Annotated in this window: 17 protein-coding genes; 6 read left to right on the top strand and 11 right to left on the bottom strand. The window is 74.7% G+C overall.

Annotation, left to right across the window (positions count from 1 at the left end; genetic code table 11):
- Positions 1-6: 6 nt before the first annotated feature.
- The gene (locus tag AB0O82_RS11240) at positions 7-720 is read right to left on the bottom strand and encodes a VC0807 family protein (protein WP_363582436.1); all 714 of its coding nucleotides are present in this window, start codon (positions 718-720) and stop codon (positions 7-9) included.
- Between the two features lie 313 nt (positions 721-1,033).
- On the opposite strand from AB0O82_RS11240, the gene AB0O82_RS11235 reads away from it, so the two are divergent.
- The 3 genes from AB0O82_RS11235 (at position 1,034) to AB0O82_RS11225 (ending at position 4,952) form a co-directional block, all read left to right on the top strand.
- Positions 1,034-1,807: an RNA polymerase sigma factor gene (locus AB0O82_RS11235; protein WP_363582490.1), complete on the top strand. Its 774-nt coding sequence runs from the start codon at positions 1,034-1,036 to the stop codon at positions 1,805-1,807.
- Positions 1,804-2,913, top strand: a complete 1,110-nt coding sequence (locus AB0O82_RS11230) for a hypothetical protein (RefSeq protein ID WP_363582434.1) — start codon at positions 1,804-1,806, stop codon at positions 2,911-2,913. The genes AB0O82_RS11235 and AB0O82_RS11230 overlap by 4 nt, the downstream gene beginning before the upstream one ends.
- 425 nt (positions 2,914-3,338) lie before the next feature.
- The gene (locus tag AB0O82_RS11225; RefSeq protein ID WP_363582432.1) at positions 3,339-4,952 is read left to right on the top strand and encodes a protein kinase; all 1,614 of its coding nucleotides are present in this window, start codon (positions 3,339-3,341) and stop codon (positions 4,950-4,952) included.
- 40 nt (positions 4,953-4,992) lie between these two features.
- Here AB0O82_RS11225 and AB0O82_RS11220 read toward each other — a convergent pair whose 3' ends face one another.
- The 7 genes from AB0O82_RS11220 to AB0O82_RS11190 all read right to left on the bottom strand — a co-directional run bounded on the left by AB0O82_RS11220 (position 4,993) and on the right by AB0O82_RS11190 (position 10,024).
- The gene (locus AB0O82_RS11220) at positions 4,993-5,619 is read right to left on the bottom strand and encodes a glyoxalase (RefSeq protein WP_363582430.1); all 627 of its coding nucleotides are present in this window, start codon (positions 5,617-5,619) and stop codon (positions 4,993-4,995) included.
- Positions 5,616-6,053, bottom strand: coding sequence for an AraC family transcriptional regulator (locus tag AB0O82_RS11215; RefSeq protein WP_363582428.1), 438 nt, complete (start codon positions 6,051-6,053; stop codon positions 5,616-5,618). Before AB0O82_RS11215 ends, AB0O82_RS11220 begins: the two co-directional genes overlap by 4 nt.
- Positions 6,054-6,168: 115 nt before the next feature.
- Positions 6,169-6,579: a VOC family protein gene (locus AB0O82_RS11210; protein WP_363582426.1), complete on the bottom strand. Its 411-nt coding sequence runs from the start codon at positions 6,577-6,579 to the stop codon at positions 6,169-6,171.
- An 85-nt stretch (positions 6,580-6,664) separates the two neighbouring features.
- On the bottom strand, positions 6,665-7,198 hold the full coding sequence (locus AB0O82_RS11205; protein ID WP_363582424.1) for a potassium channel family protein: 534 nt from the start codon (positions 7,196-7,198) through the stop codon (positions 6,665-6,667).
- Between the two features lie 112 nt (positions 7,199-7,310).
- Positions 7,311-8,705, bottom strand: a complete 1,395-nt coding sequence (locus AB0O82_RS11200; protein ID WP_363582422.1) for a hypothetical protein — start codon at positions 8,703-8,705, stop codon at positions 7,311-7,313.
- A 151-nt stretch (positions 8,706-8,856) separates the two neighbouring features.
- Positions 8,857-9,153 (bottom strand): Sec-independent protein translocase subunit TatA, encoded by a 297-nt coding sequence (gene tatA, locus AB0O82_RS11195; RefSeq protein WP_063348755.1) that lies wholly within the window; start codon positions 9,151-9,153, stop codon positions 8,857-8,859.
- Between the two features lie 301 nt (positions 9,154-9,454).
- On the bottom strand, positions 9,455-10,024 hold the full coding sequence (locus AB0O82_RS11190; protein WP_363582420.1) for an isoprenylcysteine carboxylmethyltransferase family protein: 570 nt from the start codon (positions 10,022-10,024) through the stop codon (positions 9,455-9,457).
- 222 nt (positions 10,025-10,246) lie between these two features.
- Between AB0O82_RS11190 and AB0O82_RS11185 the strand changes: the two genes are divergently transcribed.
- Complete coding sequence (locus AB0O82_RS11185; protein WP_363582418.1) at positions 10,247-10,540, top strand: type II toxin-antitoxin system prevent-host-death family antitoxin; 294 nt, start codon at positions 10,247-10,249, stop codon at positions 10,538-10,540.
- Between the two features lie 185 nt (positions 10,541-10,725).
- Here the strand turns inward: AB0O82_RS11185 and AB0O82_RS11180 are convergent, their stop codons facing one another.
- The gene (locus tag AB0O82_RS11180; RefSeq protein ID WP_363582416.1) at positions 10,726-12,270 is read right to left on the bottom strand and encodes an MFS transporter; all 1,545 of its coding nucleotides are present in this window, start codon (positions 12,268-12,270) and stop codon (positions 10,726-10,728) included.
- Between the two features lie 123 nt (positions 12,271-12,393).
- Here AB0O82_RS11180 and AB0O82_RS11175 point away from each other — a divergent pair, with 123 nt between their 5' ends.
- Complete coding sequence (locus AB0O82_RS11175; protein WP_363582414.1) at positions 12,394-13,005, top strand: TetR/AcrR family transcriptional regulator; 612 nt, start codon at positions 12,394-12,396, stop codon at positions 13,003-13,005.
- A 64-nt stretch (positions 13,006-13,069) separates the two neighbouring features.
- Here AB0O82_RS11175 and AB0O82_RS11170 read toward each other — a convergent pair whose 3' ends face one another.
- Positions 13,070-13,387: a cupin gene (locus AB0O82_RS11170; protein WP_363582412.1), complete on the bottom strand. Its 318-nt coding sequence runs from the start codon at positions 13,385-13,387 to the stop codon at positions 13,070-13,072.
- Between the two features lie 143 nt (positions 13,388-13,530).
- Between AB0O82_RS11170 and AB0O82_RS11165 the strand changes: the two genes are divergently transcribed.
- On the top strand, positions 13,531-13,797 hold the full coding sequence (locus AB0O82_RS11165; protein WP_063348761.1) for a hypothetical protein: 267 nt from the start codon (positions 13,531-13,533) through the stop codon (positions 13,795-13,797).
- An 88-nt stretch (positions 13,798-13,885) separates the two neighbouring features.
- Here the strand turns inward: AB0O82_RS11165 and AB0O82_RS11160 are convergent, their stop codons facing one another.
- Entirely contained in the window at positions 13,886-15,043 is a 1,158-nt protein-coding gene (locus AB0O82_RS11160) for an acyl-CoA dehydrogenase family protein (protein WP_363582410.1), read from the bottom strand.
- Positions 15,044-15,163: the final 120 nt, after the last annotated feature.

The raw sequence follows: 15,163 nt of genomic DNA, 5'->3' as shown, positions 1-15,163 counted from the left end.
GCGGTGTCAGACGGCGGTCGGGGCTTCGGTCTCGGCCGCGACCAGCTTCTCCATCGGATCGGCCGCGATCCGACCGAGCATCGCGCCGGCCGCGATCGCGCCGATCATGAACACGGTGGACAGCCAGGCCATGGTCGCCACCGGCAGGGTGAAGGCGCCGACCACCCGGGCGACGCACTCGGCCAGCAGCGCGGTGCCCCAGGCGCCCGCGAACACCCGCTCGTGGCGCTGGAAGGCCCGGGAGCCGGCCGCCCGGCCCTCGACCAGCCGCTGCCAGGCGGCGGCCCGGTCGCGCTTGCCCTTGGTGAGGAAGGGCATCAGCACCGGGGTCATCACCGACCGGCCGACCAGCGCCGAGAACAGGATGGCCAGCGCCACGGTGCCGCTCAGCCCGCCGTCCTTGGCGATCATCAGCCGGGCGTCGCCGGTGACGAAGGTGAGCGCCAGGCCCGCCAGGTTCACGGTCAGCATCAGCGCGGCCCACAGGTTGAGCCTGCGCTCGCGCAGCAGGCCGAGCACGGTCCGGGCGGCCGGGATGGCGCTGCTCCACGCCAGCGCGGCGAACACGCTCAGGCCGCCGGCCGAGTGCAGCAGGTAGTAGCCGGCCAGCGGGGCGACCACGTCGATGGCGAGCGGGCGGAGCCCGGAGGCCGACGGGTTCGGGGTCGTGTCGGTCCCGGTGGTGGCGGCGGCGGTGGCGGTGGTGACGGTTCGGCTCACGGCGGGTTCCTTCCCTGCTGGTGGCCGCGGGCCGCTGCCCGCGTCGTGCCTCCAGTGTTTCCGTCCGACCCTCCGTCAGAGCAGTGCCGTCCGTTGCGGGATCCGCGTGACAGCTGTCATGGTGCGGGCCGTGACAGCCGCTCCGACCTGCGACTTCTCCCGGCTCGCGGGGTCGCGTTCGCCCGGATGGCCCATGATGTGGCGGGTGCAGAGTGCAGAGCGCCCCGGAGCGGGCACCGGCAGCCCCGTCGGCCGGTCCGGACCAGTCCCTTCCGCCGGCCCGCCAGCGGGCCGGGCCCCCTCTCCCGCCGATCTGACCGAGGCCGTCCGGGCCGCCCAGGTCGGGGACGAGGAGGCGTTCCGGTTGCTGTTCCGGACCGTCCAGCCGGGCCTGCTGCGCTACCTGCGGGTCCTGGTCGGCGGTCGCCCCGAGGACGCCCAGGACGCCGAGGACATCGCCTCCGAGACCTGGCTTCAGATCGCCCGCGACCTGGGCGGCTTCTCCGGTGACGGGGACGGCTTCCGCGGCTGGGCCGCCACCGTCGCGCGCCACCGCGCGCTCGACCACCTGCGCGCCCGGCGCCGCCGCCCGGTCGCCGACCTGCCCTTCGAGTACCTGGCCGGGCTGGCTGCCGGGGACGACACCGCGGGCGCCGCGCTGGCCACCGTCGGCACCGCCGACGCGCTGGCGCTGATCTCCCGGCTGCCGCGCGACCAGGCCGAGGCCGTCCTGCTGCGGGTGGTCATGGAACTGGACGCCGAGAGCGCCGCCCGGGTGCTCGGCAAGCGGGCCGGCAGCGTCCGGATGGCCGCCCACCGGGGGCTGCGGAAACTGGCCACGCTGCTGGAGCAGTCCTTCGCGGCCGGGGTCGGGATCCCCGCCGCGCGCGAGGCCGAACCGGCGGTGCGACGGCCCGGCCGGACCGGCCGGCGCCGTACCGAGGAACCCGTCGAGGAACCCGTCGAAGAAACCGCGGGGAAGGCGGCCGGGAAGCCCACGGGGAAACCTGCGGGAAAGCCTGCGGGAAAAAGTTCTCCGCAAGGTGTGACAGAACGCCGGGCCGCGACGCTGAAGGACATGAGATGAGCACCAACCGATCCCGTCGGATCGACCGTGACGCTGCCGAGCATCTGCTCGGCGGTGCCGTGGGCGGCCCGCCGGCCGGGCAGGACGCCTCGCTCACCGGACCGGACGGCGGTCCCGGGCCGCTCGCCCGGATCCTCGCCGCGGCCGCCGCCCCGGCGACGGCCGACGAACTGGCCGGGGAGCAGGCCGCCCTGACCGCGTTCCGGGAGGCGCGTCTCACGTCCGACCTCGTAGTGACCACACCCGTCCGGAGACGATCGATGGCAACCGCCACGTTGGCCAGGGCCTTCAGCACGAAGGCCACTGCCGCCGTGCTCGGCGCCACCGCGCTGTGCGGGGTCGCGGTCGCCGCCGGCACCGGCAACCTGCCGTCCCCGCTGGGCGGCGGGTCCGGCGCGCCCGAGCACGCGCTCGCCGCCGCGGGCGGGCCCTCCGGCAGTGCGCCCGGCACCGCGTCCGCCGATGCGTCGGCCGGTTCGTCCGCCACCTCGCCCGACAGTGCCGCGCCCGGCACCCCGTCCGTCCGCCCGTCCGGCGGCGGCTCCGCCTCGGGCGGTCCGCAGTTGGTCGGACCGTCCACCGCCCCGAAGCCCGGCACCCCCTCCGCCGATACCGACGGCGACGGCGACGTCGAGGGGCACGGCGCCCGGCCGCTCGCGCCCGGACTGGTCGCCCTCTGCCACGGCTTCGCCGACTGGTCGGGCCGGGGCGAGCGCTCACCGGCCACCGAGCCGCGGTTCGGCCCGCTGGTCACGGCGGCCGGCGGGGCGGAGAAGGTGGCGGACTACTGCGCGGAGGTGCTCGGCGACGAGGACGACCACCCGGGTGCCGCCGCGCAGCCCCACGACCCCGGCCGGACCACCCCCGGCCCCGGTGCGGGCGCGGGCAAGGGGAACACCGAGGACGGCCGGGGCAACGGCCAGGACAAGAACAAGAACAAGGGCAACGGCCAGGAGAAGGGCCAGGACAAGGGCAACGGCGGCAACGGGGCCAGGCCCGGCCGGTCCGGCGTGACCGTCCCGGCGCCGCCGGCCGCGCCGCCCCTGCCCGACGTCCGTCCGAGCAGGACCGACCGTTCCGACGACAGCCAGTCGGGCCGGAGGTAACCCAGGAACTCCGGGTGGGCGGCGAGCGACTCCCCCCGGGCTCGCCGCCCACCCGGACCGCACCACCCGCAGGACCGCACCACCCGCAGGACCCGCAGGACCGCACCACCCGCAGTACCGCTCGTCAGTACCACCCGAAGACCCCGGGTGGCCGGTCGGCTCCCCGTGCCGTCCGGCCGCCCGGCCCCGGCCGGCCCGGCAGGCGCCCACCCCGGACGCGCCGCCGGCCCGGTCGGCCTGGAACGTGCGGCCCGCCCTCCCGCAGTCAGGGCGGGTCGCACCCCCGCGCCGGCGGCCGGGGGACCGCTGCCCGGTCCCCCGACCGCCTCCCCGCCCCAGGCGGTGCGGTCCGGCGGTGCGGCTATCGTGCACAGGTGCACGAGGCGGCCCGGAACACCGGGCACGGCACGTGAGGGGAGTTCCAGGTGATCGGACGGGCGCTGAACGGGCGTTACGAACTCGTCGAGATACTCGGCGTCGGCGGCATGGCCACCGTCTGGCGCGGGCTGGACCACGTGCTGGGCCGCCAGGTGGCCGTCAAGGTCCTCAACGGGGGACTCGCCGACGACCCCCGCTTCGCCGAGCGGTTCAGCCGCGAGGCGCAGCACGCGGCCATGCTGGTGCACCCGAGGATCGTCATGGTCTTCGACTCGGGCGTCGACCAGGGCACGCCGTTCATCGTCATGGAGCTCGTCCACGGCCGTTCGCTCGCCGCCGTGCTGGTGCAGCAGCCGGGCCTGCCGGTGGAACGCGCCGTCGGCATCGCGGCGGCGGTCTGCGAGGCGCTGGCCGTCGCGCACGCGGCCGGGCTGGTCCACCGGGACATCAAGCCCGGAAACATCATGATCACCGACGACGGCGGGGTGAAGGTCGTCGACTTCGGCATCGCCCGGGCCGGTTCGTCCAGCAACCTGACCCAGACGGCGAGCGTGCTCGGTACGGCCGCCTACCTGTCGCCCGAGCAGGCCACCGCCTCGCCCCTGGACGGCCGCACCGACCTCTACGCGGTCGGTTGCGTGCTCACCGAAATGCTCACCGGCGAGACCCCGTTCACCGCCGAGACCCCGGTGGCGATCGCCTTCAAGCACGTCAGCGAGCAGCCCCTGCCGCCGTCCTACCGCCGCCCCGGCCTGCCGCCCGCGCTGGACGCGGCCGTGCTGCGCCTGCTCGCCAAGAACCCCGCCGACCGGCCGGCGGACGCCGTCGCGGCGCGGGCCGAACTCCTCTCCACCATCCCCGGGTTGGCGGTCGGCGACCCGACGGCGGAACTCCTCGCCACCGCCGCCGCCACCCAACTGCTGCCGCCCGTAAGGCCGGTGAACCCCAACCAGCAGCACACCACCCTGCTCCCGCCGCAGGCCCCGGCCGCCACCTCGCTGATGGCACCCGTCCCGCAGGCCCCGCCGGCCACTTCGCTGATGGCGCCCGTCCGGCAGGGCCCGCCCGCGCCCGCGGGCCGCAGCCGCCGCCGCGGCAGGCCCCTCGTCCTCGGCGCACTGGGCGTGGCCGCACTCGCCGGCGTCACCGCCCTGGCCGTCGCCGCCCTGGACGAGCCCGCCGGCAACGCCGCCGCCCCCGCTCCCACCAAGCCGCCGGCGGCCACCGCCCCCAGCACCCCGGCTGCCGCGCCCAGCACCCCGGCCCGCGCGTCCACCCCCGCGGCGACCCCGACGCCCACCACCGCGGCCCCCACCACCCCGGCCGGCCTCCCCACGGCCCCCAACCCGGCCGTCCCCCGCAACCAGGGGCCGGCCCTCCAGCTCAACGCCTTCCGCCAGGCCGTCGTCCAGACCCAGGTCGGGGGCAAGGAGCACGACCGCCAGGCGGAGCTGCTGCGCATCCTCGACGACGCCTCCGCCCGCCTCAACGAGGGCAATCCGGACGACGCGGCCCAGGAGCTCAAGGACGCCCAGAAGGTGATCCGCGACCTGGCCAAGAAGCACGCCATCGACGGCCCCACCAACGCCAACTGGAACGCCCGCCTCGGCGCCCTGCTGATCACCCTGCACGCCACGGCCGCCGACAACCAGGACTGGTGACCGCGGGGCCTCAGGTCCGGTCCGACGGTGGTGCGGCGGTTCAGCGCGCGGCTGCGGGCCGCTCGGCCGCCCAGGCGAACCCGTCCGGGTCGGTGAAGGTTCCGGCGGTGCCGCCGATCACGAGCCGGTGCGATCCGCTGCCGTCGGGGGAGACGCCGGCGTCCTTGGCGAGGGCCCGGCGCTTGTACAGCGCGAGCTTGACCGGGCTCGACCCGGTGGCGAACTCGACGTACACCGGCCCGAAGCTCTTCGCCACGGTGAGGCCGCGGTCGACGTAGAACCGCTTGCTCGCGGAGACGTCCGCGACTCCCAGCAGGAGCACGAGCTGGTCGATCTGTCGGGTGGCCGGGCCGGTGTCCTTCTTCGCGGAGGTCGCGATCTTCCAGATCGTCCCGTCCGGGGCCTGGACGACGCCGCCGTAGCCCCAGAGCGACTTCGCGGCGGGTTTGAGGGCGGTGGCGCCGGCGTCGAGGGCGGCGTCGACGAAGCCGTTGACGGTGGCGGGCCGGGACACCGTGAGCGACAGCGTGAACCCGCGGAAGCCGGTGGTCGGTTCCTGCGAGGCCCGCAGGCGCAGCTGCGTGTCCAGGCCGAAGGCGGTGGTGTAGAAGCTGCGGGCGGCCGTGGGGTCGGCCACGTCGAGGATGAGGGAGTCGATGGAAGTCATGTCCTCCACGCTAGGTGCGGCCCGGCGGCCGGGGCTTCTCGAATTCTGACCGGTCCGGCGGCCCGTCGCGCGCGGCGCCGGTAGTCGTCGGGCGGCATGCCGACCAGTTCGGTGAAGCGGGTGCGGAAGGCGTCCGGCGAGGTGCAGCCGACCGCGCGGCGGACCGCGGTGACGCCGAGGCCGCCGCAGCGCAGGAACGCGGCCGCGCGCTCGACACGGCGCGCCGTCAGGTAGCCGTACGGCGAGTCGCCGTAGGCCAGCCGGAACTCGCGGCTGAGCTGCCCGGCCGCCAGGCCGGCGTCGCGCGCGAGCGCCAGGACGTCCAGTGGCCGCGCGTACTCGCGGTCGATCCGGTCCCGGACGCGGCGCAGCCGCGCGAGGTCTTTCAGGCGCTGCGCCGCCGCGCGGGCGCTGGCCCACGAGGGGTGACACACGGGAGGACTCCTCTCACCGGGCCCGACTCCGGCCGTCGCGGCCGTGGCGGCCGTGGCGGCCGTGGCGGCCGTCAGGGACCGCGCCGCCCGCACGGTCGGCGCTCGGCCGGTCGGCTCAGCGCAGCTCCTGGATGCGGATCAGGTTGCCGGCGGGGTCGCGGAAGGCGCAGTCGCGCATGCCGTACGGCTGCTCGGTCGGCTCCTGGACGACCTCGGCGCCGCCGGCCTGCACCGCCCGGAAGGTGCCGTCGAGGTCCCGGGTGGCCAGCAGGATCCAGCCGTAGGTGCCCTTGGCCATCATCTCGGCGATGGTGCGGCGCTCGTCCTCGGTGACCCCGGGGTCGACGGCCGGCGGCGCCAGGAGGATGGAGGTGTCGGGCCGGTCGGCGGGGCCGACGGTGATCCAGCGCATCTTGCCCTGCCCGACGTCGCCGCGGACCTCGAAGCCGAGGACGTCGCGGTAGAAGACCAGGGACGCGTCCGGGTCGTCGTGCGGGAGGACGCTGGTGTGAATGGTGATGTCCATGGCGCCGATGCTAGGTGTGGCCGCGCGGGCGTGCTTCTCGAATCCTGACCGATCGGGCGTGGCCGTCCACAGCCTGTGGACAACGTCACGGCTTGCGGTGGCTACGGGTCTCGACGTTCGCCCGGATCGCCCGCGACAGCGTCCCCGCCGCCGTGGCGAGGAAGACGAACGTGTACCCGATCTGCAGGATCACCACGAGGCGAGGGGCCTGACCGGTCGGGGTGATGTCGCCGTAGCCGACGGTGGCCAGGGTGACGACGGTGAAGTACAGGGCGTCGAGCCGGGTGACCAGCCCCTCGAAATCGCCCGGACGGGCGGCCATGACGTAGTAGGTCGCGGAGAAGATGGTCATCGCGAGGAAGATCAGGAACGACAGCCAGACCACCGGGCGCTTCGCGTCGCCCCGCAGCACGGCGGTGGTCTTCGCCAGCAGCAGGCCGCTCAGGCCGACCAGCGCGGCGGCGAACACGAGCCAGCTGAGGACGGGGTGCTGGTAGCCGAGCAGGCGCAGGGGGAGGGCCCAGTACGCGAGGATCAGCGCGGTGCAGGCGCTCAGCAGCCAGAGCGCGGACCGCGGGTCGACCCGGCCCTGCGGTGGTGGTGGCTGGCTTCCGGACATCGCGTCCAGCCTGCGGCCGCGCCGGGCCGGCCGCGTCCCGGGCTGGGCCGTTCGGGCCGGACCGTCCGCCGCCGTTCCACCGGCCGTAGCACCGGCCCCCGCTGACCGCCCCTCAGGCGGAGGCCGGGGTTCCTCCGTCCGGTCGGCCGGGTTCGTCCAGCAGCTCCAGCAGGGCCAGGACGGCGACCAGCGCGAGTGCCAGGCAGAGCGTCACCAGCACCGTCGGATAGCTCCACAGCACGAACGCCAGCGCCGCGCCCGCGACCGCCGCCCAGCCCAGCCAGGCCTTCCAGCGGTGGACGAACCGCCCGACCGGCCCGAGCCGCAGCCCGGCCCGTTCGGCGGTGCTCCGGGCCGCGCCGAGCCCGGCGTGCCAGCCGCTGCGCGCGGTGCGGGCCCAGCGACCGCCGCCGCTGATCCAGGCGCCGAGCGCGACGACCAGGCCGAGCGCGATCACCACCCGGACGGCGGAGCGCAGGTAGCGCACCAGCGCGTCGTACACCGCCTGGGCGGCCGCCTGGTCCACCCCGGCGGGGAGCCCGTCCAGGTAGACGGCTCGGAACACGCTCAGCCCGATGCCCAGCAGCAGCGCCCCGGCGGCCATCCCCAGCGCCGCCGTGACCGCCGCCCGGCGCCGCCGGACCGCGAGCAGCACCCCGCCGACCGCGCAGACCAGCGTGAGCACCGGCATCCAGAAGCCGGCCAGGTCCAACAGCCGCAGGCCGGTGCGGACCTTGGGGATGGCGTCGGACTGCACCAGCGTGAACGAGGTGTGGATCTCCGGGATCCTCGCGGCCGGCGCGAGCCCGTTGTCGACCAGCGCGGTCTTCACCCGGGCGATCACCGGGGCGAGGTCGAGCACCACGGTGTCGTTCCTGACCTCGACGGCGCCGCCGCCCTGCCCGGTCAGCATCCGGTCGATCGCGGTGTGCGCCTGCCGGTTGACGTCCGTCCAGAGGGTGGCGAAGGCGTCGCTGTCCACCACCCGCTGGACCTGGTCGCGGACGAAGCCGGTGAGCCCGTCGGTGAGGGCCTGGCCGATGCCGTTCAGCAGCGCGCCGAGCTTGGGCCGGTCGTCGGGGGCGATGTTGTTGAGCAGCGAGTCGACCGGGATCCGCGCCACGACCTCGTCGGTGACCCGGTTGGTGACGGCCGCCCTGACGGCCGGGTCCCGGGCCAGCGGCGCCATGGTCGCGACGTACCGGTCGGTGTCGCCGATCTCCGACCTCGCCCACACCGCGACGGCGCTCAGCGGGGTCAGCACGCAGGCCAGCAGGATCAGCAGGACGGCGACGAGGGAGCGCACCCGGTGGCGGTCCGGGCGGGTCGCCAACTGCCGGGTGAGCTGCGCCTGGTGGGCCTCGGCGGCGCTCAGGCGGGCCCGCAGGTCGGCCAGCTCGTCGGGCGACCCGGCGGGCGGTTCACCCGGGGGTCCGGCGGGGGGTCCGCCTGGCGGTCCGGCGGGTGTTCCGGCGGGCGGCTCGTCGCCCGGCTCGTCGGTGGGCATGCCGCGACTCCGTTCCTCCGTTGGGTGCATACCAGGAGATAACGGATCAGATCGGACGGCCAGCCGGGAGGGCCGTGAGCAGCCCGGATGCAGCAGAAGCCCCCGGCACCGTCATCGGACGGTACCGGGGGCTTCCGGAGGAGAGCGGGACTCAGACGGCCGTCTCGGGCCGCTTCGTCTCGGTGGCCTTGGTCACGTTGGTCGGCGTGACGGCCGGCGGGGTCGTGGCGGCCGGCTGCGGGGCGGCGGTGCTCTGCGCGGTGCCGGCGCTCTGCGCGGCGTCCGCCGGGGCTTCGTCCTCGCGCAGCGCCTTCGTCTCCGCCTTCAGGATGCGCATCGACTTGCCGAGGCCGCGGGCCATCTCCGGCAGCTTCTTCGACCCGAACAGCAGGATGACGATCGCCAGCACCACCAGGAGGTGCCAGGGCTCAAGACCGTTCCGCAGCATCCCTGGCCACCGGTCCCTTCTTGTCTAGAGTCAAGGGTGGGCGAGCGCCCGTGCTGGCCAGTATGCCTGGCGACGACGGCGAACGGATACACCGGCCGGGAAACGCTGGCCAAAAAGCAGGTGCCGTTCGAGCGGAACGCGAGCGCCCGCGGCGGCGGCCGGAGCCGGCCCGGTCCGGCTCGCGCACCCGTGACCAGCCCGCACGGCACCGCACCGCGCAGCACCTGCCTCTCCGACCCCTCCAGCCCCTTCGGTTCCGTCGCCGGGGTCCGCAGCCGGCAACCGCCCGATCGGCGGCGGCTCAGTACACGAAGGGCACGAGTCGCTTCGACGTCCGCCGGTATTCCGCGTACTCCGGCCCGAAGGCGGCCAGCAGCAGCCGCTCCTCGGCGGTGATCCGCCAGCCGTACGCGCCGAGCAGCAGCGCCGGCACCAGCAGGGCCGCCGGCCAGCTGCCCAGGCCGAGCGCGTAGCCCGTCCAGACCAGCAGACTGCCGGCGTAGCCGGGGTGGCGGATCTGCCGGTACGGGCCGCTGCGGACGACGCGCTGGGTGTCCACGGTGCGCAGGGTGCGGGTGTAGTAGCGGCCCAGGGTGCGCATGCCCCAGGCCCGCAGGGCCAGCCCGGCGGCGATCAGCGCGATCCCGAACCAGCGGGCCCAGAGCGGAAGTTCGCCGATCCCGGCGCGGCCGAACAGCACCACGACCAGCACCGCGGCGGCGTAGCAGGCGAGCAGCAGCCGGGTCGAGCCGCGGTCGCGGCCGTCCGCGCGCCAGGTGCCGGCGGCGGAGTCCTCGCGGCGGCGCAGCATCAGCTCGTAGCCGACCCAGCAGAGCATGCCGAGGAGGGAGAGCAGGGTCGTCAGGGACATGCGGCGGCTCCCGGCGGATAGGAGATGCGGGCCAAGTACCCCTTCACGGTCCTCCCCGGGGGCCGCCGACGCACGCCCCCGGGGGTGGACGCCCCGGCCTCCACCCCCAGGTGGACCGTCCGGCCCGCCCGTTGACGAGGCCCGTTCGTTGCCGCCTGCGATCTGCGGCCGTGCCGCCGACCCTGGCACGCCGATGGACGTTACAACCGCTACCTTGACGCCATGGGCGAGCCAGTGATCGAGTCGATGGCCGAGGTCCGGGGCCACCTCGCGGACGTGATCGACCGGGCACGACGTGACGGAACTCCGACGATCATCACGAGGCGCGGCCGGCAGGAGGCGGTGGTGATCGACATCGCCGAGTGCTGGCGCCTGCGGGAAGTCGCCGACCAGGCCGAGGACGAGTGGCTGAACCGCCTCGCGGCCGAGGCCGAGGCCGAGGCCGAGGGCCTCGAAGGCTCCGTCTCGCTGGAGGGGATGGCCGCCCTGCTCCGCGATCACCACGGCCGAGCCTGAGGGGCTGCTCCGTGCTCACCGGGTGCTGTACACCGTCGAGGGCGGGGTGCTGATCGTCTGGGTCATGGCGGTCGGCAACCGTCGTGAGGTCTACCGGCACCGGTAGGGGCCGGTGGGAACGGCGGAGAGCCCCCGTCCGAGGGGGCGGGGGCTCTCGATGACTCGCGTGGATCGGGCCGGGTGGGTCAGGCGGTGACGGCCTCGGGGGCCGGGGCGGCGGCGGGGAGGTGGCGCATCAGGCGGTAGGCCAGCAGGGCGGTGCCGAGGGCGAAGACCAGGCCGACCACCGCGGCGACGTGCAGGCCGTCGGTGAAGGCGGCCCGGGCGGTCTCCAACAGGTCCGTGCCGATCCGGCCGGGCAGGTGGCCGGCGACGGTGACCGCGCCGCCGAGGGTGTCCTGGGCGGCCCGGGCGGCCTCGCCGTCGACGCCCGTGGGGAGGGCGCCGTCCAGCTGGTGGCGGTAGACGGCGGCGCCGGCCGCGCCGAGCAGGGCGATGCCGAGCGAGCTGCCGAGTTCGACGGCGGTCTCGGAGGTGGCGGAGGCGGCCCCGGCCTGCTCGGCGGGGGCGGCGGAGACGACCATTTCGGCGGTCATGGTCATGGTGCCGACGGTGCCGGCGGCGAGGACGCCCGCCGCGACGAGGATGAGCGCCAGCGGGGAGTGCGCGCCGACCTGGGTCATCATTGCGAAGCCCGCCGCTCCGACCAGGAACCCGCCGCCCATCAGGGCCGCCGGGCGGACCTTGCCGGCCAGCGCGGAGCTGGTGCCGACGGCCGCGCCGACGCCGACGCTGGGCACCAGCGACCAGAGCGAGGCGGTGAGCGGGCTCATGCCCTTGACCAGTTGCAGGTACTGCGAGGTGAAGAGGGAGAAGCCCATCATCGCGAACATCGCGATGGTGTTGACGCTGATCGCGCCGCTGAAGGTGCGGATCCGGAACAGGCCGAGGTCGATCAGCGGGTCGGCGGCGGTGCGCTGGCGCCATACGAACGCGGCGGCCAGCAGCAGGCCGGCCGGGACGGCGAGGGCGGGCAGCGGGCTCCAGCCGTCCACGGCGAGGGTCTTGACGCCGTAGACCAGCGGCAGGATCGCGGCCATCGAGAGCGCGGCGCCTGGCAGGTCGAAGCGGCCGGTGCGGGCGGTGGAGCGGTACTCGGGGAGCAGGACGGGCGCGGCGAGCAGCACCAGGGCCATCACCGGGACGGCGAGCAGGAACGCGGAGCCCCACCAGAAGTGGTCGAGCAGCAGGCCGCCGGCGACCGGGCCGAGGGTGGCGCCGGCGGTGAGGACGCCGCCCCAGGCGCCGAGGGCGATCTGCCGCTGCTTGGGGTCGTGGAACATGTTGCGGACCAGCGCGAGCGTCGAGGGCATCACGGTGGCCCCGGCGACGCCGAGCAGGGCGCGGGCGGCGATCAGCTGGCCGGCGGTGTCGGCCCGGGCGGCCAGCAGCGAGGCGCCGATGAAGCCGGCGGCGCCGATCATCAGCAGCCGGCGGCGGCCGATCCGGTCGCCCAGCGAGCCCATGGTGATGAGCAGCCCGGCGAGCAGGAACGAGTACACGTCCATGATCCACAGCTGCTGGGTGCCGCTGGGCGCCAGCGTGGTGGAGATGAAGGGGACGGCGAAGAAGAGCACGCCCATGTCCATGGCGAGGACGAGGGTCGGGAGCAGGAGGACGGCCAGGCCGATCCATTCGCGACGGCCTGCGCGGCCGGTGGTTGCGGTCATGGGGAAGACGGTACGGACGTGTCAGACGCCTGTCTAGTACGTATGTGTAAATCGCTCGTGCGAGACGTCAGTGCGAGACATTCGTGCAAGACATCTGTGCAGCCCTTCCGTAGGATTCGGGGCATGGGAAACCGCGAAGACCTGATGGCCGGCGCCAAGCGCTGCCTGTACGAGAAGGGGTACGGGCGCACCACCGCCCGTGACGTCGCGACCGCCTCGGGCGTCAGCCTGGCCGCGATCGGCTACCACTTCGGTTCGAAGGACGCGCTGCTCAACGCGGCGATGATCGAGGCGATCGGGGAGATGGGGGCGGCCCTGGGCGCGGTGGTGGACGCCGCCAACCGGGTGTCCGGCGACCCGGAGGAGCGCTTCGCCGCGGTCTGGGACGGCCTCAGGACCGTCTTCACCGAGCACCGCGGGCTCTGGGCGGCCCAGTTCGAGGCGCTCGCCCAGGCCGCGCACGCGCCCGAGCTGGCGCACGCCTTCGCGGAGGCGCAGAAGGAGGGCCGGCTCGGTCTCGCCGCGCTGTTCCAGGGGCTGCCCGAAGTGCCGGACACCGAGGAGGAGGTCGTCCGCGGCTCCTTCTACCAGACCCTGCTGGCCGGGTACGCCGCCCAGTGGCTGGCCGCCCCCGAACTGGCGCCGAACGGGCGGGACTTCCTGCGCGGGCTGCGGCTGGTCAGCGGAAGCGTGTTCGGCCCCGCGGTGCCGTCACCGCCCGCCACCGCCCGCTGACGGCGGCCGGCCGTCGCCCGTCGCCCGCTACCGCTCGCTGACCGCTGCCGCCCGCGCCGCCCCGCTAGGCGGTGACCACCGTCAGCAGCACCACCGAGTCGACGTGGGCCAGCAGCCCGTGCCGTTCCTGGGGCACCGGCTCCAGGCGTCCGACCGGCAGCTCCTGGTGCCGGCCGGCGATGGTCAGCGAGACCCGGCCGCGCAGCACCTGGACGCTGCCGGCGGTCGGCGGGGTGTGCTCGTCCAGCGAGGTGCCCGCGGTCAGCGCGATCACGGTCTGCCGCAGGACGCCGTCGTGGAGCACCAGGTGGGCGCTGCGCCCGTGCGGGCTCTCGGCCGCCCGGGCGGCGTGCTCCACGGCGAGCTGTTCGAGATCGGGCATCGCGCGTCCTCCTGACCCGGCGTGCCGGGCCGACCCCGGGCGCCCGGACCGGCGCCGTGTGCCCAGGTTCGCGGACGCGCTCGGCTCGCGCACCCGGAGCCGTTCGACGTGCAGCCCCCGGCGAGTGCCCGCATCGTGGAGGCATGGCGATCAACGAGACAGTCTCCGGTGGGTTCCAGGTCAACCGCTCGCTGCTGGCCGGCGGCGCGCTGCTCACCGGTATCGGCGCCGTGCTCGGCGTGGCCGGGGCGGCGATGGTGTGCGCGGCGCTGGCCACGGCCGGCCGCAGCTGGGTGCGCAGCCTGGAGACCGCGCCGGCCGCGTTCGCCCAGCGGGCGCTGCGCGAGGCGAAGGTGGCGTCCAGCGCGGGCTGGGAGGCCTGGCGCGCGGAGCACGGTTCGCCCAACTGAGCGCACCCGTCGACCTGAGCCGCACCCGCGCCCGTCCGGGTGCGGCGGGCCGCCATGGGGGTGCGGCCCGCCGCGGCTGTGGACCCGCCTAGAGGCCGAGGGACTTGGCGATGATGCTGCGCATGACCTCGCTGGTGCCGCCGTAGATCCGGAACACCCGGTTGTCGGTGTAGAGCCGGGCGATCGGGTACTCCAGGATGTAGCCGTAACCGCCGTGCAGCTGAAGGCACTTGTCGATGACGGTGGAGGCCGACTCGGTGCAGAACAGCTTCGCGGCGGCCGCGTCGGCGACGGTCAGCTCCCCCTGCTGGTACAGCTCCAGCGCGCGGTCCACCATCGACTGCTGCGCCACCACCTGGGCCTCGCAGTCGGCCAGGGTGAACTTGGTGTTCTGGAACTCGGCCACCGCTTTGCCGAACACCTTGCGGTCCTTGACGTACTGGAGCGTGAACCGCACCGCCGCGGCCGCCGACGCGTACGCGCTGACGGCGATGGCCAGCCGCTCCTGCACCAGGTTGTGGGTCAGGTAGGAGAAGGCCCGGCCCTCCTCGCCGAGCAGGTTCTCCACCGGCACCCTGACGTCGCTGAACGCCAGTTCGGCGGTGTCCGAGGTGCGCAGGCCGATCTTCTGCAGCTTGCGGCCGACCGTGTAGCCGGGGGAGGTGGTGTCCACGCAGAGGATGGACAGGCCGGCCCGGCGGTTGTCCGGGTCGTACGGGGCGGTGCGGCAGACCACCAGGACGAGGTCGGCCAGCACGCCGCCGGTGATGAAGGTCTTGGCGCCGTTCAGGACGTAGTGGGTGCCGTCCTCGGAGAGCTTCGCGGTGGTGGCGATGCCCGCGAGGTCGGAGCCGGCGCCCGGCTCGGTCATCGCGATGGCGGTCATGATGTCGCCGGAGACGAAGCCGGGCAGCCAGCGCCGCTTCTGCTCCTCGGTGGCGTACTCCAGCAGGTAGGGCAGGACCAGCGCGGTGTGCACGCCCGAGGAGCCGAAGCTCACGCCCGCCCGGGCGGTCTCCTCGGTGATCACCGTCTGGTACTTGAAGCCGCTCTCGCCCGCGCCGCCGTACTCCTCCGGCACCTCGATGCCGTAGACGCCGAGCGCGCCGAGCTGCCGGTAGAAGTCGCGCGGCGGGTGGCCGTCGGCCTCCCAGCTCTCGTAGACCGGGACGACCTCGTTGGCGATGAAGTCCCGGATGGTCTCCCGGAAGGCCTCGTGGTCCTCGTTGAACACGGTGCGGCGCACGGCGGCGCTCCCTTCGGTGGTGACCGGCTGCGGGCGCCGGCGGGGGCTGAACGTGCCAGGTGATGGCCTCACAAGTTAATCCCGGGTAGCTTCGGCTGTCCAGGGTCGACGGCACCGGAA

The organism is Kitasatospora sp. NPDC088264 (genome assembly GCF_040685715.1).
In the GTDB taxonomy this organism is placed as follows: Bacteria; Actinomycetota; Actinomycetes; order Streptomycetales; family Streptomycetaceae; genus Kitasatospora.
The sequence above is the reverse complement of the archived record's forward strand: the minus strand, read 5'-3'. Positions and strand labels throughout refer to the sequence as shown.